This is a genomic window from Vibrio sp. KUL80 (assembly GCF_059725495.1).
Genome location: NZ_AP045842.1, coordinates 274,160 through 296,980 on the forward strand (window position 1 = coordinate 274,160; position 22,821 = coordinate 296,980).

At 41.6% G+C, this 22,821-nt stretch carries 12 protein-coding genes and 2 pseudogenes; 6 read left to right on the forward strand and 8 right to left on the reverse strand.

The features are described 5' to 3' along the window. Window positions 1-416 precede the first annotated feature (416 nt). Window positions 417-1,850, reverse strand: a complete 1,434-nt coding sequence (aldA, locus tag AC6I8U_RS17890) for an aldehyde dehydrogenase (RefSeq protein ID WP_498019150.1) — start codon at window positions 1,848-1,850, stop codon at window positions 417-419. A 507-nt stretch (window positions 1,851-2,357) separates the two neighbouring features. Here aldA and AC6I8U_RS17895 point away from each other — a divergent pair. Further along, on the forward strand, window positions 2,358-3,173 hold the full coding sequence (locus AC6I8U_RS17895; protein WP_498019151.1) for a helix-turn-helix domain-containing protein: 816 nt from the start codon (window positions 2,358-2,360) through the stop codon (window positions 3,171-3,173). A gap of 309 nt (window positions 3,174-3,482) precedes the next feature. Then, window positions 3,483-4,515 (forward strand): annotated as a pseudogene (locus tag AC6I8U_RS17900) (IS630 family transposase). 126 nt (window positions 4,516-4,641) lie between these two features. Here the strand turns inward: AC6I8U_RS17900 and AC6I8U_RS17905 are convergent. Next, entirely contained in the window at window positions 4,642-5,976 is a 1,335-nt protein-coding gene (locus AC6I8U_RS17905; RefSeq protein WP_498019152.1) for a glycoside-pentoside-hexuronide (GPH):cation symporter, read from the reverse strand. Between the two features lie 652 nt (window positions 5,977-6,628). After that, a complete protein-coding gene (gene xylB, locus AC6I8U_RS17910) occupies window positions 6,629-8,080 on the reverse strand; it encodes a xylulokinase (protein ID WP_498019153.1) in 1,452 nt (483 codons plus the stop codon). 235 nt (window positions 8,081-8,315) lie between these two features. Between xylB and AC6I8U_RS17915 the strand changes: the two genes are divergently transcribed. The 4 genes from AC6I8U_RS17915 (at window position 8,316) to AC6I8U_RS17930 (ending at window position 13,720) form a co-directional block, all read left to right on the forward strand. Next, a complete protein-coding gene (locus AC6I8U_RS17915; RefSeq protein ID WP_498019154.1) occupies window positions 8,316-9,515 on the forward strand; it encodes a XylR family transcriptional regulator in 1,200 nt (399 codons plus the stop codon). Window positions 9,516-9,701: 186 nt separating this feature from the next. Next, window positions 9,702-11,027: an IS4 family transposase gene (locus AC6I8U_RS17920; protein ID WP_498018591.1), complete on the forward strand. Its 1,326-nt coding sequence runs from the start codon at window positions 9,702-9,704 to the stop codon at window positions 11,025-11,027. A gap of 276 nt (window positions 11,028-11,303) precedes the next feature. After that, window positions 11,304-12,623 carry a xylose isomerase gene (xylA, locus tag AC6I8U_RS17925; protein ID WP_498019155.1) on the forward strand — a complete coding sequence of 440 codons (1,320 nt, stop codon included), beginning with the start codon at window positions 11,304-11,306 and terminating at the stop codon, window positions 12,621-12,623. Window positions 12,624-12,778: 155 nt separating this feature from the next. Further along, complete coding sequence (locus AC6I8U_RS17930; RefSeq protein WP_498019156.1) at window positions 12,779-13,720, forward strand: AraC family transcriptional regulator; 942 nt, start codon at window positions 12,779-12,781, stop codon at window positions 13,718-13,720. 800 nt (window positions 13,721-14,520) lie between these two features. On the opposite strand, the pseudogene AC6I8U_RS17935 reads toward AC6I8U_RS17930, so the two are convergent. The 5 genes and pseudogenes from AC6I8U_RS17935 to AC6I8U_RS17955 form a co-directional block, all read right to left on the reverse strand. Then, window positions 14,521-15,118 (reverse strand): annotated as a pseudogene (locus AC6I8U_RS17935) (transposase). Between the two features lie 67 nt (window positions 15,119-15,185). Next, complete coding sequence (locus AC6I8U_RS17940) at window positions 15,186-16,661, reverse strand: sulfatase (RefSeq protein WP_498019157.1); 1,476 nt, start codon at window positions 16,659-16,661, stop codon at window positions 15,186-15,188. A 44-nt stretch (window positions 16,662-16,705) separates the two neighbouring features. Beyond that, a complete protein-coding gene (locus AC6I8U_RS17945; RefSeq protein WP_498019158.1) occupies window positions 16,706-18,181 on the reverse strand; it encodes a sulfatase in 1,476 nt (491 codons plus the stop codon). A 226-nt stretch (window positions 18,182-18,407) separates the two neighbouring features. Next, window positions 18,408-20,075: a glycoside hydrolase family 43 protein gene (locus tag AC6I8U_RS17950; protein ID WP_498019159.1), complete on the reverse strand. Its 1,668-nt coding sequence runs from the start codon at window positions 20,073-20,075 to the stop codon at window positions 18,408-18,410. Window positions 20,076-20,098: 23 nt separating this feature from the next. Then, window positions 20,099-22,768, reverse strand: a complete 2,670-nt coding sequence (locus AC6I8U_RS17955) for an alpha-L-rhamnosidase (protein ID WP_498019160.1) — start codon at window positions 22,766-22,768, stop codon at window positions 20,099-20,101. Window positions 22,769-22,821 lie beyond the last annotated feature (53 nt).

The following is a 22,821-nucleotide window of genomic DNA, read 5'->3' on the forward strand; positions in this document are numbered from 1 at the left end:
AAGTCAGTTAGTTCAACTGCCTATTGATGCTGGCTATCATAATCTCAACAGTAAATGTGTAAAGTGCATTTATTTAATATAAAAGAATGCACATAGAGCATATATTATACTTATCAGATAGTTAGAAATAATAATAACCCTGAAATTGGTAGGTTAGGTTGAAGTGTCTTCATTCAAGATATGATGTACTTTTACTTTCGACCAAGCTTGGTATCTTGGTGGAGAGATACAAAGTTCATTCAAGATAAGTATTTTGAATTGGTGTCTGACCAACGAAATCTAAGAGCTCGATAGTAGTTTTGTCGCAAAAATCTGTATCAAGACCCTAAAATGGCTATATCGCTAATATAGTTGATGAGATATAGCCGTTTCTGAACTTAGTGAGTAGTTTGATCTGTAGCGCTCAACAGAAAAAGTTAAGATTGCATATAAACTACCTGGGTACTTAGATACTCATAAAGACCATGTTTCCCATCTGCGCCACCAATACCCGATTTTCTGACGCCAGCATGGAAGCCTTGCATCGCTTCGAAGTTTTCACGGTTAATGTATGTTTCACCAAACTCCAGCATATTTACAGCATGAAGAGCTTTCGTCAGATCCTTAGTGTAGATCGATGAGGTTAAGCCATATTCACAATCATTTGCGTAACTAATTGCCTCATCCAGCGAATCTACGATTTGAATTGGCAACACAGGACCAAAAGTTTCATATTTCATAATATCCATTGACATGTCACAACCACTCAATACCGTAGGCAAAAAGTAATGACCTTTACCAGTATCGGCGCGGGAGCCTCCACACTCTAACTTCGCCCCTTGCGCCAGCGCTGTGTTGACTGAATCTTGAACTTTTTGTAACCCTTGGCTGTTAATGAGTGGGCCCATTTCTATATCATTGTCCAATAAAGGGTCGCCAAAGCGAGTTGCTTCCATCTCTCGAGTGATATGCGCAATAAATTCCTCAGCGATACCTCGTTGAACATATACTCGCTCAGCACAATTACAGACTTGACCTGAGTTGATGATACGAGAATCTCTAATGGCTTTTACCGCCAAGCTAATATCCGCATCATCGAGTACAATGGCTGGTGCCTTACCGCCAAGCTCCAAGTTCAGTTTGGTAATGTGAGGTGCAGCTGCCGCCATAATGTTTTCGCCGGTTTTAACGCTGCCTGTAAAGCTAATCATGTCGACTTCACTGCTGCTCGATAACTGGCCACCCACATTGCCACGACCTGAGACAACGTTAAATACACCATCAGGAAGATCTGTTTGAGCAACCAACTTGGCAAATTCAAAACAATTATTCGGAGTTTCTTCACTCGGTTTGATAACAATCGTGTTGCCAGTTACAAGGGCTGGAGCCATTTTACGAGCAATCAAAAAAAACGGAAAGTTCCATGGGAGTATACCCGCAACAACACCAATCGGCTTTCTAAACAGAAAGATGTTTTCACCGCGCCTATCACTAGTAATGATTTCACCTTCAATACGTCTGGCCCATTCAGACATATAATCGATGTAGTCAGCGGTAAATCCAACTTCAACTTTTGCTAAATCAAGTGTTTTACCTTGTTCTTCACTAATCACTCTAGCCAAGTAGTCTGAGTTTTCACGAACTTTTTGGGCAATAGCCCGCAAGTGCTTTGCCCTCTCTATCGCCGGAGTACTTGCCCAATTACGTTTCGCTTTTGTCGCCGCCTCTAGTGCTTTATCTACTTCCGCCTCATCTGAATCTGGCACTGTAGAAATCAATGCTTCTGTCGCCGGACTATAGACTTCAATACGTTCGTTAGTCTCTGTAAAACAGCCATTAATGTAATTATTGTAATGTAGATTAGTTTGCATCGGATGTTCTCCTTGTTTGCAGTTAGTTCCCTCGTCGGACCATTGCCACACACGTAGTAGTAAGCGCACGCGAACCAAACACTGAGAGTGTTCAATTCACATCCAAACCTGTAAAAAACATGTTAAATTCACTGGGGATGTTATGTGCTTTACGGCCTTTAAACCTTTGAATATTTGCAGGATCAAAGAAATAGCCCTACTAAAACTCAAAGAAAGCCACCTGGAACTCACAAATACTTAACAGTTCATGTTATCGCAGAACTTCATTGAGCTAAGTACTTCTCGATGCTATGTTCGTAATAAGTAACGTACGTGACCCATTTACTCGAAAACGCAACTACACCAAAGCAAAACATTACATCTCTTTACATAGTGCAACTAGATTCACAAAACCACAACATTAGTGATTATTTTTTACGTCCATATTGCGATTTTATTACTAGCATTAATCAGGATTAAAAATTACTGATTTGTCATATACACAACTTAGACAGTGGGAAATCTTCCATGATACACCTCAAACCTAACGATTTTTTTCACAGTTCAAATAGTTTTATCACTACTGAATTACGCACTCCTCAAGAGGATTTTCCGGAGCATTATCATTCATTTGAAGAAATCATTATTGTCTCCAAAGGTAATGGCCTTCATGTTGTAAATGACGTTCCTATGTGTTTAAGTAAAAATTACGTTTGTTTCGTAGCACAACAAGACCGTCACCTATTTGAAAACGTTAACGATTTATTTCTAAGCAATGTCCTATTTATCCGTGACAAGTTGGAACCTTCTTTTTCTTTAACGCAGTTTTTACCGTGCACATTACATGGTAGTGTAGATTGGTTTATCGAAGATGAGGCTGCACACCGGGTTCACAAGATTATCGAGCACCTCAATATTGAATCCCATTTAAACACACTTGCATCAGCGGCGATGACAGAGTTGTTGTTTCAGCAGCTGGTTGTAGAGCTATGGCGAGGCCGTATAGTTGATACTAGTTCGCTCTCTCTAAGCGATAAAGTCACGCAGACTATTATGTACTTAAACAAAAACTACAAGGCAACGTTGGATATTGAACGGATTGCAGAGCGTGCTAAAGTTCCTGTAAGAACACTAACTAGAGAGTTCAAACGGGCGACGGGAATGAGCTTTAATCATTATCTACATTTTGTTCGAGCTCAGCACGCGATGCAGTTATTACTAAACGGTGAATCAAGTATCACAAAGATAGCATTCGATGTCGGATATTCAGACAGCAATTATTTTTCGACAAAATTCAAACAAGTAATGAAGAAAACACCACGGGAATTTAGATCTCTTTATTGAGTCTTGTAAAAGTGAGTGGAAAGTCAAGAAACAGGGACTGAGGCAATCACACGGTCTGGCATGATCTGAACATAAAAATCGATACAAGTGCTCACGAAATGATTGTAGTTGAGAAGAGTTTATCCGCGAAACCGATGCTGAGATATTTCCGAATCTGCTACAGTAGTTATTGGGTAGTAAACTTAGTCTCAGTAATTAAAATACTCAGTTTAACGATCGTTGCGCCAAGGCTAAAACGCTGAATACGCTTATACCCGTGATCATTGAAGACGCTTGATTTTTCCTGAATAGAGGATCATGCTAGCAACTATGAAAATTACTCTGACCAATGAACAAAAGCAGGAACTAAAAAATCCAGCACAGCACAACGCGTGACGGACGAGTTCGTGACCGTATAAAAGCGGTTATTCATGCGAGTAATGGTTGGTGCCCCGAAGAAATTGCAGACGCACTTCTTATTCATGAATCCACTGTTCGACAACATATCAAAGATTACCTAGAGTCGAACAAGCTCAAGCCTGAAAATGGCGGTTCACAAAGCTATCTATCGGCTCGGCAAACCCAAGAGTTGGTTCAGCATCTAACTGAAAATACATACCACCATTCGTCCGAGATTATTGCGTACGTGTTTGAAAGGTTTCAGATTCACTATAGTGTTCCTGGCATGAACAAATGGCTTCATCACAATGGTTTCAGCTACAAGCAGCCGAAAGGCGTTCCACATAAGTTCGATGAGGAAAAACAGCAAGCGTTCATAGAGGCTTATGAAGCACTGAAAGCAAGCTGTGGCGAGGATGAATCGATAGTGTTTATCGATGCCGTTCACCCCACACTGTCAACCAAACTCTCCCATGGTTGGATACGTACAGGTCAAAGTAAAGTTCTGGACACAACAGGTAATCGTAGCCGATTGAACATTGTTGGTGCTCTGAACCTATCAGATATTGGAGCGACCATTGTTAGCGAATACGACAGCATTAACAGTGAAAACATGGTTCGATTTTTCTGCAAACTCAGAGAGAGCTACCCGCTAAATCACAAGCTCCATGTCATCTTAGATGGAGCTGGATATCACCGCAGTGATTTAGTCAGAGATGCGGCATTTGTCCTTAATATTGAACTGCATTATCTCCCACCTTACAGCCCGAATCTTAACCCAATAGAGCGGCTTTGGAAGGTTATGAACGAGAAGTCAAGGAATAACGTTTACTTCAAAAGTAAACGGGATTTCAAGGAAGCCATTACCCAATTCTTTACGGTGACTCTTCCAGAGATTGCAGGCTCGCTGACGTCTCGAATCAATGATAATTTTCAGGTGTTCAAGCCTGCATCTTCAAGTTGATTGGGTATAGAGGATTTGGTATGACAGAGAGCTAGTATATATTATATACATAGCTCAACTTTTAGCGGTGAAGCGAAAGTCAGGAATATCGGTTTTATTCCTAACTTTCATCAACCTTGGTTAGGGTTAGTTCTGAGCTTCTAAACCCTCTTTTACCTCATCTACCTTGTTTTGTTCCAATGGATAAAAGTTAACCAGGAAGGCCACAAAGATGAAAATACCACCTGGAATTAGAGTAAACAGTGCGTTAATCATATTTAAAGCACTGTCACTTTGTACTTCCGCTCCGCCTACGTATCCTCCGAAAGCAAGCAGCCAGCCCAATAGCGCTCCACCTAAGGCCACACCCATTTTTATTGCGAATAAATTTGTTGAAAATACGACTCCCCCAACCGATTTCCCAGAAAGATACTTCTCGTAGTCGACCACATCAGACATCATACTCCATAAGAACGGACTCGCCGCCATCTTCAAGAAGTTTACAATTATCACTAGAGCAAAAATTAATGTAACTTGGGTACTAGGCACAAAGTAAATTAATATACAGAACATTCCCATTATATAATTTATTAACTTGTATGCTGTTACTTTGTCAAATTTACCGAACATAGGAACAGCTAACATGGCACCCATGACGCCAGCTAGTTTACCTAACACCATGAATATAGTTACAAGCTCTGGCCTTTGTAAAATACTGACTACGTAATAGATGATAACCGCGTCTTTTAATACAAAACCAACCAACATCACAATGTTTTGGAAAAAAAGAACTCGCCACGCGGGATTTTTAGATAGGCTCTTAAGATCATCTTTAAGATTACCCTTACTTATTTGTTCGGGAATGCACCTCTCTTTAACATTGAAGTAACAGAATAGAAATAGCAATACAGAAAGGCTAGACATCACTGATATTGCCCCGATATAACCAAGTTGTTGATTACCACCACCTATAATTTCAACAAGTTTCATCGCCAATAAAACAATGACTAAGCCAGCGATTGACGTCATTGTAAATCGGTAGGATTGTAATTTTGTTCGTTCATTAGAATCATTAGATAATGTATTTGCCATCGCACAGTAAGGAACATTGATCGCGGTGTACATCAAGGTCAGGAATATGTAGGAAGCATACGCGTACACGATTTTTGCTGTTCCCTCAAGTTCAGGAGTATAAAATACAAGTATGCATGAAATCGCAAATGGAACGGATACCCACAGCATATATGGTCGATACTTACCGTGCTTGGACTTGGTCCTATCTGCTAGCGCTCCTATTAATGGGTCAGTAATCGCATCTAAGATTCTTACTAGAAGAAACATTGTTCCCATATGCGCCGGTGACAAACCAAAGACATCAGTGTAAAAGTAGGCTAGAAACAACATTACAGTTTGCCAAACAAATGCGCAACCTGCATCTCCAGCGCCATAGGCGATCCGTTCTCGTATACTCAAGCTTTTCATCAGAACCTCTTTATTAAGTTATCGGGAAATTTTCAGAATCTTTTTTACTTTCTTAGTTTCACATTTACTATGCGTGACTCACACGATGCACTTTCTGCTTAAAAGTTATGTAAAGCCAAGATACCATTTAGTTAATAATGTATTTTTTATTGACATTCAGACAATGATGAATTTTGATAATTCAATTACAACATATAATAATTGTCCAAGCACTCACAATTACTTCAGAAAAAACAAGTAATAAAATGACAAGAACGGCAATTATTGATCTATATCAATGTGACTTATTAAAATATATTTATTTGAAAACACTTATTATATCCCTAAATACCATTCGTAATGTTAATCAGTAGCCCTTTGCTATATAAGTTGTTTTTAACTAGTGGTACTACCACTGAGCGCTAGAGGAGCAAGTATGTCTAACAAATTCATCGGTATTCAAACAGAATATTTCACGAGAAAGAAAGGTGAAATGCTCCTTAGTTTCACTGTGCTTAGCCAATAAAACCCAACCTAAGAAGCAACTCGAAATGTTGCTGACTTTTTCAACCACGGAAAAAGTTTATAACTAACTACAGAACACAAGCCTAAAAAATTCAACTAATTAAGGATAGTGAGTCTCTGTAGTTTGTCTCACTATCCACAACATTAGTTAATAAATATCTTTTAGTTGCCTATACAACGTTCGATAAGTATCACGCTTATGCTGATAATAAGCCGATTTATCAAGATTCGGTGTATGTCTTTGTACCAACTCTGGAACCGGACATACATCTGAAAGTGTTACGCCCTCTTTGGTACCCAAAACGGCTAACCTTGCTGCTCCTAGTGCAGGCCCCACTTCACCACCTTTCCTATACACGAGTGGCATTTCTACGATGTCGGCCAGCATTTGACGCCAATACTCACTGCGTGCGCCCCCCCCAATAAGCGATACCTCATCAGGCACATTTTTAGTAACATGCAACGCGTCGAAACCATCTGCGAATGCAAAACCAACCCCTTCTAATACCGCCAAAGCCAACTCAAGCTTGGTCGTGGTATGTGTCATACCAAAGAAAACACCTTTTGCATTCGGATTGTTGTGCGGGGTCCGCTCGCCAGAAAGGTATGGCAGGAAAATGACTTGTGAGGTTTTATCCGCCCTCTCCTCAACTTCAGCAATCATGTCGCCAACATCTTCAAACCCAGTCAATTCCGCTACCCAACTTAGGCATGATGCCGCACTCAAGATAACTGACATAGTATGCCAAGTTTGTGGCACTGCATGACAGAAGCTGTGCAGAGCAAGCTCTGGATTTGAAACAAAACCATCACTGACAGCGAAATACACACCGGATGTCCCAAGCGATAACATCGCTTGACCTGGCTGCGTGATACCCACACCAACAGCACCTGCAGCGTTATCCCCTCCCCCAGCAATTACCGCAACCTGTGGCATCTCCCAAGCATGGGCGACTTCTGGCGTTAAGATCCCTGTTACGTCACTTCCTTCGTATAGCTTAGGCATATGCGAAACTGACAATCCCGTGGCAGCAAGTAACTCTTCACTCCAGCTTCGTTTCTCGACATCTAGCCAACATGTGCCTGCAGAATCGGACATATCAGAGGCAAAATCACCCGTCATTTTAAATCGTAAATAGTCCTTTGGTAATAGAACTTTATCTACTTTATCAAACAGATCTGGCTCATGATTTGCGACCCACTTCAATTTAGGTGCTGTAAAACCGGGCATCATTATATTACCGGTAATATCACGTGAGTTAGGGACTGCAGCCTCAAGCTCTTTACACTCTGCCTCACAGCGTCCGTCATTCCAAAGAATGGCAGGTCGTAACACATCCCCATCAGCATCAAGAAGCGTTGCCCCGTGCATCTGGCCAGAAAGACCAATCGCGATAACTTCACTAAGATCTACTGAGGTTTTTAGACCAGCAATAGATTCACATGTTGCTTGCCACCACGCGTTAGGGTCTTGTTCTGACCATAATGGTTGAGGACGGGAAACCTCTAAAGAGACAGTACAAGTAGCAATGATTTCTCCTTGCTCCGTCATCACGATAGACTTCACGCCTGAAGTCCCCAAGTCGATACCTAAATACATTTTGCTTCCTCTACCTCTTCATATTCCTCTATGCTACGAGACACTGTTTGTTACACAAAGCTCGCCGCATTTAACCTTTTGCCAGTATCATGCTAATAACATACTGCGACAATTATGTTTTTTGACACCAGAGTTCACGGATTTAACGAGTGAGTCTGAGATCACACCATGCGTCATAGGTGATTGATAGAATTCATATCGAAATAGAGAACAAGACAATAGTAATCAGGTCACTATGGATAAACATTTTCGAATTACACTGTTATTTAATGCTAATAAGGTATTTGACCGAGAGGTCATTGAAGGAATTGGAGAGTACCTGCAAGCCTCGCAATGTGACTGGGATATTTTTCTAGAGGAAGAGTTCACCACGCACCTTGACGACTTTAAAAATTGGCAAGGTGATGGAATAATTGCTGACTTTGACAACCCCAAAATCGTCGAACTTCTCAAAGATTCTGATATACCGATTGTTGGTGTTGGCGGTTCTTATGAGAACGAGGCAGACTACCCCAACATTCCTTATGTCGCCACAGATAACCAAGCTCTAGTGGAACTCGCCTATCAGCATCTGCGAGATAAAGGGTTAGAGAATTTCGCTTTCTATGGAAAACCACATGACTCCCACAACCGTTGGGCAAAAGAGCGAGAACGAGCCTTTGAAAAAGTGGTCAAAGCAGAGGGGTATAGCGGTGCTATCTATCGGGGTAACGAAACAAACTCCAAGACTTGGAACTACGACATGAATAGGTTAGCTGACTGGATTCAGCGCTTGCCGACACCCACAGGTATCATAGCCGTTACCGACTCGCGCGCTAGACACCTCCTGCAAGTTTGCCAACACCTAAATATAATGGTGCCAGATAAGATTTCGGTCATTGGTATCGATAACGAGGAACTGGCAAGGCACCTTACTCGCGTATCGCTAAGCTCAGTTGGCCAAGGAACTAAGCAAATGGGCTACCGTGCTGCAAAAATGCTACACCGTTTACTCGAAGCTCAAAACAGTGACAATAAAGATAACCAAGTTTTGAAGCACGCCCGCGTAATGGTACCACCAACCAAAGTATTTGAACGCCAAAGTACTGACTTCCATGCACTGAAAGATCCCTATGTAATTCAAGCTATGCACTTTATTCGTCACAATGCCTGTAGGGGTATAAAAGTCGACCAGGTACTCGACCACTTAGGTGTCTCTCGTTCCAACATGGAAGCCAGGTTTAAGTCAGAACGGGGGCATTCTATCCACCAAGAAATTCATAATTCCAAGCTCAACAGAGCATGCAGTTTGCTAATGAACACTGAGTTACCTATCGTTGAAATCGCCGAACTTTGTGGTTATCCGTCTCAGCAATATATGTACACGGTGTTTAAGAAAAACCTTGAACAAACTCCAAAAGAGTACCGAGATAGTCCAAACTGTAACGCAGAGTAGAACGATTAAACCTCATTCACATCGCTAGTAAGGGGCGTCATAACCTACAGCCCTAGCTATGCGATGTGCATATTTCAAGCACCACCTCCACTCTAATGCCGATCAGTTAAACATTAATCGGCAGATCAATTGAATGATCCCTCCAGTGTGTAAAAATCCGATAGACCCTGTTTATCGGATTTTTTTATGCACGTTTCTCAAGCCCTCGATATCATAAATAACTACAAACCGAATCAAGTCGAAACTCTCGCAGACCTCCTACCGATTGAGCTAATCAAAGATGCCTATGAGCTGACAGACACAGTCACTCTTAGAAAGCGAAAACTGACTTTGGAATCGATGGCATGGCTTTTGGTCGGAATGGCTATTTATAACGACAAATCTATGGCTGATATCGCCAATATGCTTGATATTGTCGACCGTTCAGGTAAACCGTTTGTTGCCCCGAGTGCATTGACACAGCGTAGAAAAAATCTCGGTGAATCCGCGGCTAAAGCCCTATTTAAGTGTACGCAAAGGCATTGGTTTGAGCATGCAAGACTACCCAACTGGAACGGACTCACACTGCTTGGTGTTGATGGGGTTTTGTGGCGAACAGAAGATACTAATGATAACGCCGAGGCTTTTGCAAAGCCTACCAATCGTGATGGTAAAGAAACACAGTACCCTCAGCTACGTATGGTGTGCCAGATGGAACTAAGCAGTCATCTAATAACAGGCAGCGCTTTCGGCTGTTATACCGTGAATGAAATGACGCTGGCCGAGCAACTAATAGAAACGACTCCCGATAACAGTCTAACCCTTTTCGATAAAGGCTTTTACTCTCTTGGGTTACTTCAAGAGTGGAGCGCTAAAGGTGTAAATCGACATTGGCTCATCCCAATGAAAAAGGGATTAAATTACGAAGTCGTTCAGTCCCTTGGTCGACAAGATAAACTCATTAAACTGAAGAGTAATCCGCAAGCTCGCAAGAAATGGCCAACGCTAGAACGAGAAGTTGTTGTCCGTCTAATCACGAAGGTCAAGAATGGCAAGTCATATGATGTTCTTACCTCAATGACCGACCCGATGCTTTACCCAAAGTCAGACATAGTTGGTCTTTATGGATACCGCTGGGAAATTGAGCTCGGATACAGAGAACAAAAACAATATATGCTTGGCAACCGACTTACACTAAGAAGTCGACTTCCAGAATTAGTGAAGCAGGAGCTATGGGGGATCTTGCTAACGTATAACTTGGTCAGGTATCAAATGGTTCAAATGTGTCACACGTTGAATGGAGATTACCTGCCATACCAACTAAGCTTCAACGGTGCATTAGCCCATATTATGCGCTTACTAGTAGGCCTTCCATATTCGTCACCAGGAGCAATACCTAGGCAACTCCAGAACTTTTACTCAATAAGCGAGAGTTTAATATTAGAGCCAAGACGGGAAAGATCCTTCCCTAGAGTAGTGAAGAAAAAACCATGCCGATACCCTAGAAAAAACAATGCCGCTCACCTTAAGTGAACGGCATTACCACCTCCACTCTGTCCATTTTTCATCACACATTTGGTTCAACAACATCGCTGGCTTGTGACTGTTTGATCATTGTTTTGGAATTCCTCCTGCTAGTTTTCTGGACAAAACCACGATTACCCGCAATTTAGTTTCAATTTTTGCGATCTAGCACACGTTTGACAAATACATGAAAATTGGTATTAAAAATCATAATTGATGACGTTGTTTAAAATATTGAATACTGACGATAAAGATTTCCACAACAACTAATTAGGCAGTAAGCAGATGACTGAATATTTTAAGAACGTTAGTAAGATCAAATTTGAAGGAAAGGACTCGCATAATCCACTTGCGTTTCGCCATTACGACGCTGACCGCATGATTCTAGGCAAATCAATGAAGGAGCACCTTCGGTTTGCCGCCTGTTATTGGCACAACTTCCGCTGGCCTGGAGCAGATATTTTTGGCGACGGCACATTTGACCACGAATGGTTGAAAGTGTCTCACCCAATGGAACATGCTCGAGTAAAAGCTGATGCGGCTTTTGAGTTTTTCTCAAAACTAGACGTCCCTTACTACTGTTTCCATGACACCGACGTCGCGCCTGAGGGTTCTTCAATTAAAGAGTATGTGAACAACTTCCAGTGTATGGTCGATGTACTTGAACAGAAACAAGAAGAGACTGGAGTTAAACTACTTTGGGGGACAGCCAATGCGTTTTCCCACCCTCGATATATGGCGGGTGCTGGTACTAACCCTGATCCTAAAGTCTTTGCTTATGCTGCGACACAAATTTTCAATGCTATGGGCGCGACCAAGCGATTAGGCGGCGAAAACTACGTGCTGTGGGGCGGTCGCGAAGGCTATGAAACCCTTTTAAATACTGACCTAAGACAGGAACGCGAACAACTTGGTCGCTTGATGCAAATGGTTGTCGAGCATAAACATAAAATTGGCTTTAAGGGTGCCATCTTAATTGAGCCGAAGCCACAAGAGCCAACTAAGCACCAATATGACTACGACACCGCAACCGTTTATGGTTTCTTAAAGCAGTTTGGCCTAGAAAACGAGATCAAAGTAAACATTGAAGCCAACCATGCAACGCTTGCTGGGCATAGTTTCCATCATGAAGTCGCTACCGCTACCTCTCTTGGTATCTTCGGTTCTATCGACGCAAACCGTGGCGATGCACAACTAGGATGGGACACAGACCAGTTCCCTAACAGTGTCGAAGAAAATACACTCGTTATGTACGAGATTCTAAAAGCCGGTGGATTTACAACAGGTGGTTTCAACTTTGATGCACGTGTTCGTCGTCCGTCTATCGATTTGGAAGACTTCTTCCACGGTCACATCGGTGGAATGGATGTTATGGCACTCTCTTTAAAACGTGCTGCAGATATGATTGAAAATGACGTGCTTTCTCAGAACATTGCACAACGCTATTCAGGTTGGAATGAAGACTTAGGTAAGAAAATCCTATCTGGTGATTTTAATCTAGAGCAGGTTGCAAACTACGCGGTTGACGCTAACCTTGCACCGGTAAAAGAATCGGGTCGTCAAGAATACCTCGAGAATATTGTAAATGGTTTCATTTATAAGTAATTCGTGAGTGACCTCTTTCGTAAAGCCCAGGTACCATCAATTGGATTTACATGGGCTTTTTTTACTGAACTTCCATATTACAAGTAACAGATATTTTGCATTAAAGACAATGGTAGGTACCTATGAACAGTGGATTGCATCGACTCGCAGAACACATGAAACGCAACAATAAAGAAGAAATAGGTATCCTCGATCACCAACACAGCATTGACGGGTCTATATTCAAAGACCAAAGACAAACCACAATATCTTTTGATAAAATCGTCTCAAAAGGAAAACTAATTTCGATAAGGAAACATACTCGTTACATACGTTATCCGGTTCACACGCATGATTATGTAGAGATCTGTTACGTACTCAAAGGAGAATCGAATCAGCGTATTGAGAATAGAAAGGTTCTGTTAAAGCAGGGGGATATCCTCTTTATGGGCCCTGGCGCAGTGCATGAAATCCTGGCTTGTTCCGAAAATGACATCATGATTAATTTTATCATCCATAAGAAATTCTTTAGTTACATATTTGAATTTATTGAAGACATCAATAGTCTATCTAGCTTTTTCACTGATACTATTTTCAAACACACTACATCTAAAGCACTGATATTCAGCACTTTTGGCAAGAGTTCTATAGAAGGTCTGTTAGACCAAATTATTGATAACGTAACTACCAACGATAGTTTTATGGAATCAAAAATCAAATTTCTGTTGGGGCTACTCGTCATAGAATTAATCCAAGACTCACCACAAGTAATCGACAAGCAATCTCATAATAGTAAAGTACTTTCCCAAGTGATTAACTACATAGAACGCGATCTACAAAATGCTAATCTTGGAGATATTGCCAGTAAGCTAAACTTGAAGAACTACAATCTATCTAAACTGATAAAGCGTGAAAGCGGCGTGACTTTTAATACACTCTTGAAGGACATTCGTTTAGAAAAGTTTTGTGAGATGATAAAAGTGTCCAATGTCAGCATTAATGATTTGGCGATGGAGGTAGGGTTTTCAAACACTAGTGATTTCTATAAGAAATTTCGCAGTAAATTTGATATGTCACCCAGAGAGTATAGAAACACCAATGAATCAAAAATATTTTAATACTAAAATTTTGTTTTACCAAAACCAAAATCGTTCTTCAGAGAACAGCGAAATGGACTCTATTTCTTTTAGGTTCGCAGACATGATTGAGTAATCAATTCACTCATGTGCATCCATCTCAGATAGGAATGTTTGACTACCTCCTTAAATGTCACCTCAACTGCTCTAGGGCTCCATTCGACTCAGAGAAACCATAGCTACCGGGCACTCACGCCTGACTTCACAATTCCCACCCCCTCCCACGCGCCAACTTTGCATTCGATCACTGCGATATCAAAGACGCAAAAATTGACAATATTGAGGGCAGAATTAGTTGTTTAGAATCCCGCTATCCCTGTTATCATACCAGTAACCATGATGATATGTGTGAAAGACAACGTATCGGTTATTTGTTGCACTATTATTGTATTCCAAATTAATAGTTAACCGACACTAAGTAATTTTGAGTTAAATTTCCACACTAGAATTTTATTTTATGGTAATTAAACAACGGCTAGAAAAGTTACTTTGCATTGTACTTTACATTCTAAATAATAATGGGAGTGTTTATGAGCGTTCAGGGCGATAGAAAAACAAAAATACGTATTAATGAGGCAAACTGTTTATCTGAACTTGCCAGAAAAAAGAGAAAAACAGGATTTCGAAACCAAGCATCACAGCAAATTAACATCGCAAGAAAGGCAAAGTATTTCTCGTTTAGTACTGAAACCTGAGAAATTTTTTAAATGTCTTTCTCTGGCTGTTGACCGGCTTTGTCACGGACAATATAATTTCGGATACAACCTACCTAAAGCCATGCTTTAGGTAATATGTTGAGTGTCACGTATATCTAGCCTAGTAAGTTGGTGCAACGCTTTGGTCATGACGTAAGTATCCTTAACTTAAGCCTTGTAGCTTCGCACGCTGAAAAGTTTCTTCAATCTGTACACCGACGTGTCAGGCAGTGATCGTTGGCGATCGCCATATTCCTTGTTTGACAGTGGAGTTTGTAGCAGCCTGCATCTAGGTGAAGCTCGCGCCACTTCCTCACTCACCGTCGGTGTCATGCTTCTTAACTTTCCACTCACCCTAGCTATGAACTTTGAGACCTGTTGCGTTAATAGCTAGGTGTTGTATTGGGTCGCAGTTAAAGAGTTTAAATAAGGTTTCAACATCCTTCGCTCGCTGGTTGATAAAGGTATAGTTGGGACATACTAATGAAACATGGACTAACCTAAATACCGAGCCTTTTAATCCTTTAAGTGCTCTCACGGGCATCGAGAATACATGCTTTACCATAAGAGCAGTGGTGATAGTGAAATCAATATGTGCGAGGCCCACCACACTTCCCTCGAATGGGATGCTTCCAGTCTTGTATCATTTCCGCGTCAAGGAAAATGTGACTGAGCCTCTGTTAATCCATGAACCGTTGTACTACAAGTCTAGTAGGGCGTTGTTGCCTAAACTTGTTGAACCTTTTCCAAGACTAACGCAGTTCTAGTAAATCGTTCTTCGCTTCTTCAGTTAGATTTTTGAAATGCTTATTTCCAGTGTAAAAAGAAACCGGTGACCAATCAGCGTTAAACTTTGGTAGCTTTGCAATTAGTTCCGTTTTCACTTCCAAATATTTCTCATCATCTGCCACATTAAGCCATTCATTAGAGTCGACCTTATGATCATACAGCTCTTCTGACCCATCTGCATATCTAGTATAGCGGTATCTTTCGCTTTTTATGCTGTGATTATTCGGACCAAACGTTGTAGTCGCAACATGTGGCCAATCATGTTCTGGGTTTAGAAGTAGCGGTGTGAGGTCATTGCCTTCGTTCAAATCGTTTTTTTGCAATCCACTGACACTCAACAGTGTTGGATATATATCCAATAAACTGACTGGCTTATCGACCACCTGAGCCTTGTTCAAGTTTGGAACCTTAATGATCAACGGCGTACGTGTTGCCCTTTCCCATAGCGACATCTTTGCAAATCGACTTTTTTCACCGAGTTGATAACCATGGTCGCCCCATAATACGATTGTTGTATTGTCTGCATAAGGGCTACTCTCTAGTGCGTCGAGTACACGCCCAATACAGGAATCGACAAACGAAACACATGCCAAGTATCCTTGAACAATGTATCGCCACTCATCATTCTCTATTGCCCATTCGGTGGTCGGCATTTGTGGATAGTCTGAAATCAACTTAGCCAACTCGGGTACATCATCTAAATCGGTAGGCAGATATGGTGGGAGCTCTAAGTCTTCAACAGGATAGAGATCGAACCACTTCTGAGGTACATGCCATGGCACATGGGGTCTTATAAACCCGCCAGCCAAAAAGAAAGGTCGCTCATGCTTGATTTGCAACTGTTCTACTAACCATTGTGCATATTCATAGTCGGGCATTTGTTCATCTGACTCTGGAAACGCTCCCCAGTCAGTGCTGGTTCCCTTTTTATGCCATTTCATTGTTTTTTCTGGGTATGGCCCAAACCCGTTTATTCTTCCTCCGTAGTTCTCAAAACTACCGGTCGCGACTTTTTTATGAAAAAGCTTTCCAACACCGGCTGTATAATAGCCATTGTTTCTAAAGTACTCGCTAAGAAAGATGGCACTACTCGCCTTGTTATTCGCACTCTTAATATCATCGTCTTCGACATGCCCATAAATACCGGTCGTAGAGGGGGCAAGCCCTGTCATAAGGCTTGCCCTTGAAGGACCACATAACGGTGCGGATGCATGAGCATTGCTAAACACGGTTGCTTTAGAGGCAAGCCGGTCTAGATTAGGAGTTTTAGCCTGTGGATGGCCACCAAGCGGCCCTATCCAGTCATTTAAGTCATCGATAGCCAACATTAAAACATTACTATTTGAGCTTTGCATAGTTCGTAACCATGCTGTACTAGGAAACGCACTTGCAGCGACAAAGCCTGCTGCTCCAGAAATAAACTGCCTTCTATTAATCATAATCCCACCGTCTGTTATCACTAAAAAGTATCACTTAAAAACGATTAGTAATTGCTTTCAAAAACTGGCCTATCGTTAAATGATGGTGCATCGAGAGGATACTGTTCATGAAGTTTATTGGTTAATTTCTTCTGGATAGGTTCATAATCTTCAATATCCGCTACATTACTCGTAGCAATATCTGAGTCAGCATGTGAGTACAATTCTTTCGATAGTATTTCTTGCGTTTCTGAAATTCGCCACTCTGAATAACGCCACGTTCCATCAGTGACAGTTACACCCATTTTTTGCTTCGCTTCCTTTGCAAAAACACTGTATGCAACATCCTTTAATTCAACATTCGGATCGTCGACTATCGGCAAAAGACTAACTCCATCTAATTTAGGCATAGGCAAACCAGCCGCTTCGATAACAGTCGGGAATATATCGACATTTTCCACAAGAGAATTTGACTCTTGCCCCACAGCGGCATCTTTATGGCTGGTTTCTCTGCTAATTATCAATGGAACTCTGGTATCCAACTCCATATTACTATGTTTATTCCAGGCACCATACTCACCTAACTTATAGCCATGGTCACTCATTAAGACAACAATTGTATTTTCCCTTAGCCCAGATTTATCTAAGGCGTTCATTACCCGTCCAAGTTGAGCATCCACATAACTGACTGTAGCGTAATAAGCGTGAATCAACGTTTTGGTAAGTAAATCATCAGTATAACCTTCTTTTGGTATGCCTCCATAGCTTCTTAACTCGTTCCAGTTAGTAAGCGATAGCTTGGGCATATTATCTGGCACTGCCCGTGATGGTACTTTAAACTGTTCACGCTCATATAAATCCCAATAGGCTTTGGGAGCATTAAAAGGTAAGTGAGGCTTGCTAAAGCCTACGACCATAAAAAACGGATCTTCTTTGACTTCATTTAGCAGTTTCACCGCATCTCTGGCAACTTGGCCATCTTTATAGAAATCATCATCAACTTCACCGGCTTCATAAGCAAACTTATTAGCCTTATTCTCAGGAATTGAATAGAAATTCGGTAGTTTCTTTATATGAGTGCTCCAGTTTCCTGCATCATCTGTCGTATGATGAAAAACCTTGCCAATACTTATAGTTTTATAACCATTTTCTTTAAATAACTGGGGCATTGAAATAAGGTTTGGTTGATTAGGGCGCAATCGACCACTTTTGTCAATAGTATAAAGTCCCGTTGTTTCTGGTCTCAATCCTGTTAAGATGCTCACTCTAGAAGGCCCACATATCGCTTGTTGTGCATAAGCTTTATTGAACTGAACTCCTTCGGAGGCAAGTTTGTCAATGTTAGGAGTCTTTACTTGTGTGTTACCATAACTGCCTATATCAACTCGAAGATCATCGAACAGAAATATTAATACGTTAGTAGGCGCTTCAACGGGAGCTGTCGTATCTGCGTATGCACTAGTTGCACAGGTAAGAAGACCGCATAATAAAATACTACTTATTTTCTTTTTAACTGGAATATCGCTATCATAACAAATCATTTCGTATACCTCATAATATACAATTTCAGAAATATAGACATACATCTATATCGTTAAAATAAAACGCAGACAACCAAAAATACAATTATTACTTATATAAATCTTGCTAGCGAGATCGGCATTAATTCTGACAACTCACTGCCTATTTAAAGCTTAAAATATACGTTATCCTAAAACGAATAAGGGACACAAAAATGCCCCTTACTATTAGTTTTTATGACTTCGATTAGCCTTTGGGACCATCATAGTCATAGCTGAATGATTCAATATCAATATAACCTGTTTCTTCCACTTCATTCCAAGTAAAGAACCCAATACGGTCACCGGTCCAGTTACCAAACTCGATCTTGAACTCTTCGCCAAAGAATGTGTAACTTTCACCGTCTAAGCTATATTCGAAAAATGCCGAGTTTCCATGGTTTGTAGTTCTAATAAACAAGGTGTCACTATTTAGCTCAGCACCTTCAGTCTGCTCTCCTTTAGCATTAACAAAAATGAGATTACGAACACCCGTTTCGCTTACCTTCACTCCCATCAAATTGAAAACGCCGCCGAATCGAGCAAGGCCACCAATCTGATTTGGTTTCATACCTTGCAGATCGAATTTCGCTACAGCAACACCGTGGGTAGTCCCCATAATACGTTGGCTTAACGTATTACACGCTCGCCAGAAATCAGACTTAGAACCATCACTGTTTGTCCACTGGTTAGTTTTTGGTCCATAACCTTCTTCATCTGGTACCAACTTACTCGCTCTAAGTCTTAAAGAGCCCGGGTTTTCTGTCAATGACCAGTGACTGTCTCTAGGGTCATGGTTCCACTCCCACTGAAGTCCTAGCTTGTCTGAACAAAAGTCATCGTCAGACAGTGGTGCTTGAACAGGAAATCCATCAATAGGTTTGCGGAATCTTTTAACAGGCTCCCCAATACCATCACCATTTTCATCGATACCAATGATCGGCCAGTCATCAATCCACTCCACTGGTTCTAAGCACTGAACTCGACCTTGAAACGGGTCTACGTCGTTTTGAACCAGCTGATGCATATACCACCATGATTCATCAGGTGCTTGAAGCAATGCACCTTGACTCGCACTTCTGTGACCGAAGTGGCTCCCTTTCTGCATCACCACTTTTTTCTCATATGGACCATAGATACTTTCAGAGGACCTCAGTACAACTTGCTTGCGGTCATTTTTTTCGTTGATTTTACCAAGACCAGTAGAGCTATCGCCAATGGTCCACTCTGCTAAGAACACATACCAGTAGCCGTTGAACTTATATATTTTAGCCGCTTCAGCACCAATACCCGCGTAGACTTCCTGACCATCATCAATGATAGATAGTCCGTCCCAGCTCATCTCATAGATCACATTGGTGTTAACTGGCGAAGGCTCATCTGCGTGCTCAGCTTTTACCCCTGCGTTAACGATGATGTACGCCTTACCGGTATCCTTATCCCAATAGACAGCCGGGTCATCCATTACGTGTGAAGTATCCAATAGAATTTTTGGCTCACTCCAAGGGCCCGCGATATCTTTGGCCGTTGTCACCATAAGCCCATGATTATAGTCAATTTGATAGATGTACCATGTGCCATCGTTGTAGGCTAGATCACCCGCCCATACTCCGAAAGAGTAGCCATTCATTCTGTCCCAATTGTATTCTGGAGCCCAATTTAAGCTATTAAAACCAAAACCTACATTGGTCCAGTTGACCATATCTTTCGATGCTAATATAGGCATCCCAGGAGACATGTGTTGTTTTGATGTGATCATGTAGTAGGTATCACCTACTTGTTCAATATCCGAATCAGGGTAGTCGGCATTTAGTACCGGATTAATATAAGTACCGTCGCCTTGATCACCCCAGCTTCCAACTTTACTCTTTAACATACTTACTTCCATAAAAATTTAGTTTAAATACATGTTTCTTCTTTGTCCGTTGCCATTAATTCAATAATGTAGTGCCCCGATCCAACTGTCATTTCGGTAGTATTGCTGGCTGTGTCACCATCAATAGAATGAATCTGATAACCCTCTACTTGAACAACTGCAGAACAATTAAAAGGTACCTCTATCTCAAGCTGATATCGTTTATCACCCGTGAATACCCAACTAGACTTAACATCACCATAAATCGTGGTGTAACGTCCCGAGGCACTGTTCAGCTTTTCGGTAAATCGTGGGCTGATATACAAGGTTTGGAAACCTGGTTTGGACTCTACGGGTCTAATACCAAGGATATTGCTATATAACCACTGCCCTACTGCACCATAGGCATAGTGGTTAAACGAGTTCATACCAGGATCTCTTAGTGCGCCATCCGATTGGATACCATCCCAATGTTCCCACACTGTCGTTGCGCCCAATTTGACTTGATGTAACCAAGATGGATACGAGTCCTTTAGCAGCAAACTGTACGCCGCTTCAGGATACCCGTTATCACTCAGTGCATCACAAATATGCGGTGTGCCTAAGAAGCCAGTGTTAAGGTGGCCGCCATTGTTCTCAATCAAGGACACCAAGCACGAAGCAAGTGTCGGTTTCAACTCAGCCGGTACTAAGTCGAAGTACAAAGCAAGGATGTGTGATGTCTGAGTTTTTGGTAACAGCTCTCCTTTTGCACCAACGAACTGCGAAACAAACTTTTGCTGAATGTTGGCAAATAAGTCTGAGAAGTAGCTCTCCCCCTCACTATCACCTAGCACCCCCGCTATCTTTGCTAACAGCTTTGTCGAATAAGCGAAATATGCGGTTCCTGTTAATGCAGTTGGCGTTCCACCAAAAAAGCTTCCTTTCTCAGCGTCAAGTGCCAACCAATCTCCAAACTGAATTCCAACATCAAAGATATAATCAACCGATTGATTGTTAACATAATTAATGTAATCACACATCGATTGATAGTTAACTCTTAGGACATCGTCATCGCCATACATCAGATACATGTTCCAAGGGATAATGACGATTGCATCCCCCCACCCCGCGGCTGAATGCGTACTCTTTTTAAAGAAAGGATGATCATCAACGCGACCGGTCATCGTGTCAGGAACAACAAAAGGGATACCACCTTCAGGAAGTTGGTCATGGCGAACATCAACTAACCACTTAGAGAAGAAACTTTGCGAGTCATACAGATAACACGCGGTTTTCGAGAAGATTTGTGCGTCTCCTGTCCAACCCAATCTCTCATCACGTTGTGGACAATCCGTTGGAATATCGACAAAGTTACCTCGCATTCCCCATCGAATATTCTCATGTAGTTTGTTCAGTAAAGAATTCGAACATTCAAACTGCCCTGTTGGCTCCATCGCCGTATGAAACACCACACCTTCAATGTCAGCAATCGCAATTTCAGCACAAGACTTGGTGATTTTTGCATAGCGAAAACCATGAAATGTAAATTTAGGTATGTAGCGGTATTGCTTGTCGGCACCAACAATGAATGTGTTCTTTTGAGCAGCAGTACGCAAGTTGTCTAGATGTACATTGCCGTCTTGATCAAGCACTTCAAAATGCTCAATAATAACCTGATCGCCTTCATTACCTGATATTGTCAGATCGATAACACCAGTAAAGTTTTGCCCGAAGTCAATGACAGTTTCTTGCTTAGGCGTGTTAAATATTGATTGTGGCTTTAACGTCTCTACACATTTTATGCCTGGCCCTGTTTGCGGTTTAAGCGCTCGCTTGTCAAAAGTTGCTACCTGACAGCATTTCCAATCAGAGTTTGCTAGAGTATTTTGATTCCAATCCGAGCTTTCCTTCCTAGCATCGTACCGTTCGCCATCGTAGATACTGGAGAACTCCACGGGTGACTCTTTGTATAACCATGAATCGTTGCTCGCAATGACTTCTTCCTCACCACTGTGGTAGCGGACAACAATCTGACAAATGATACCGGGCTTATCTCCGTATAGCGCACTATCGCCCAACCAACCTAAGCGGCCACAATACCACCCCCCACCGACATGAAATGTAATAACATTGTTTTCTTGAATCTGATCGGTGATGTCAGCAGTTTGATAGAGGTGATTGTGGTTGTAACTCGTAAAACCAGGTTTTAATACGCCATCTAAGATTTCTGACCCGTTGAAATGCGCTTGATAGATGCCACCGGCCGTAGCGTGCACAGCAACAGATTTAACCTTACTTAATTGCTCAACCTTGAAAGACTTCTTAATATAGAACGCTTGCTGTTCGTATGAGGTACCTTCGTCAACACAAGTTATATAGTGTGCCAGCCACGGTTCATTTACTATACCGGTTAGGAAGCTAGTTTGTTTCCAGTCGGTAACATGTTTTTGACTATTCCAACATCTAACCCTAACAAAGTATTTAGTCGAACTTTTTAGAACAAGCGCGCTCATGGTTACGTTCGCGCTACGATCACTTTGTACCTCATCAGAATCGAACAGCACACTTGTGAAGCACGTTGTAGTTGAGACTTGATACTGATAAGCCACTTGGACATCATTGCTAAGTGCACTGCGCACTTTCCAAGTCATTGTTGGTAAAGACTCGAGACAATTAGTCTCTAATTGATTGTTGAGATAGAGCTCGTCAATATATAACTTCTTTTCTTTCATAGGTCTACTTTCAACAGTTTGATTAAAAAGAGCACATACTCAGTCATTCAGTA

Bases quoted from the DNA above. Each gene is read 5' to 3' on its own strand.
- AC6I8U_RS17905 (WP_498019152.1), bottom strand. From the start codon at position 5,976: ATGAAAAGCTTGAGTATACGAGAACGGATCGCCTATGGCGCTGGAGAT.
- AC6I8U_RS17895 (WP_498019151.1), top strand. From the start codon at position 2,358: ATGATACACCTCAAACCTAACGATTTTTTTCACAGTTCAAATAGTTTT.
- aldA (WP_498019150.1), bottom strand. From the start codon at position 1,850: ATGCAAACTAATCTACATTACAATAATTACATTAATGGCTGTTTTACA.
- AC6I8U_RS17930 (WP_498019156.1), top strand. From the start codon at position 12,779: ATGAAACGCAACAATAAAGAAGAAATAGGTATCCTCGATCACCAACAC.
- AC6I8U_RS17950 (WP_498019159.1), bottom strand. From the start codon at position 20,075: ATGTTAAAGAGTAAAGTTGGAAGCTGGGGTGATCAAGGCGACGGTACT.
- xylA (WP_498019155.1), top strand. From the start codon at position 11,304: ATGACTGAATATTTTAAGAACGTTAGTAAGATCAAATTTGAAGGAAAG.
- AC6I8U_RS17920 (WP_498018591.1), top strand. From the start codon at position 9,702: ATGCACGTTTCTCAAGCCCTCGATATCATAAATAACTACAAACCGAAT.
- AC6I8U_RS17915 (WP_498019154.1), top strand. From the start codon at position 8,316: ATGGATAAACATTTTCGAATTACACTGTTATTTAATGCTAATAAGGTA.
- AC6I8U_RS17940 (WP_498019157.1), bottom strand. From the start codon at position 16,661: ATGATTAATAGAAGGCAGTTTATTTCTGGAGCAGCAGGCTTTGTCGCT.
- AC6I8U_RS17955 (WP_498019160.1), bottom strand. From the start codon at position 22,768: ATGAAAGAAAAGAAGTTATATATTGACGAGCTCTATCTCAACAATCAA.
- xylB (WP_498019153.1), bottom strand. From the start codon at position 8,080: ATGTATTTAGGTATCGACTTGGGGACTTCAGGCGTGAAGTCTATCGTG.
- AC6I8U_RS17945 (WP_498019158.1), bottom strand. From the start codon at position 18,181: ATGATTTGTTATGATAGCGATATTCCAGTTAAAAAGAAAATAAGTAGT.